This window comes from Arenibacter lacus (assembly GCF_008711145.1).
GTDB classification, from domain to species: Bacteria; Bacteroidota; Bacteroidia; order Flavobacteriales; family Flavobacteriaceae; genus Arenibacter; species Arenibacter amylolyticus.
In genome coordinates this window covers 1-654 of the sequence record NZ_VVIN01000217.1, presented here as the reverse complement: position 1 = coordinate 654, position 654 = coordinate 1, and the positions used below count along the sequence as shown (strand labels likewise).

Sequence of the window (654 nt, the reverse complement as noted above, 5' to 3'; positions counted from 1 at the left end):
GCTATTATGGGTATGTCCTGCAAAGAAAAGGGAGTAAAAAATTTAAAATCGGATAATTCACCTCCCCTAAGCTCAGGATTTGTATCCCTATTTAACGGGAACAACCTAGAGGGCTGGGAAGGCGATCTAAACATTTGGCGGGTAGAGAATGGTTTGTTGATTGGAGAATTGGATGAGGATACGGATTTAAATAGCAACACTTTTTTAATTTGGAAAGGTGGAGAACCATCAAACTTTGATCTGAAACTGGAATTCCGTATTTCCTCATTGGGGAATAGCGGTATCAATTACAGGAGTGACCGGGTAGATAGCATCCCTTTTGCACTGCGGGGATATCAGGCAGATATAGATGGCAAGAACACCTATACCGGTCAAAATTATGAGGAAAGAAAACGAACCACCTTGGCCTACCGAGGAGAGAAAATGGCCATCACCACACAAGTCAACCCCAGCCTAAGCGGCTCCCTACGCTCCAATATAAAACACAACGCTTGGCAGAGCAGGGAACTACTGGAAGACTTGGGTGATCTAGATTCCTTAAAAAATAAAATACACAAAGAAGGGTGGAACACCTTTAGGGTGGTGGCACATGGATACAGCCTACAACACTATGTAAATGGGATTTTAATGAGTGAGGTGATCGATAGGGATACC

Annotated in this window: 1 protein-coding gene; it reads left to right on the top strand. The window is 43.3% G+C overall.

Going from position 1 to position 654, the window contains the following annotated elements; genetic code table 11:
• Nucleotides 1-654, top strand: a 654-nt coding sequence (locus F1E73_RS17220) for a 3-keto-disaccharide hydrolase (RefSeq protein ID WP_317132999.1), incomplete at both ends; no start/stop codon positions are given.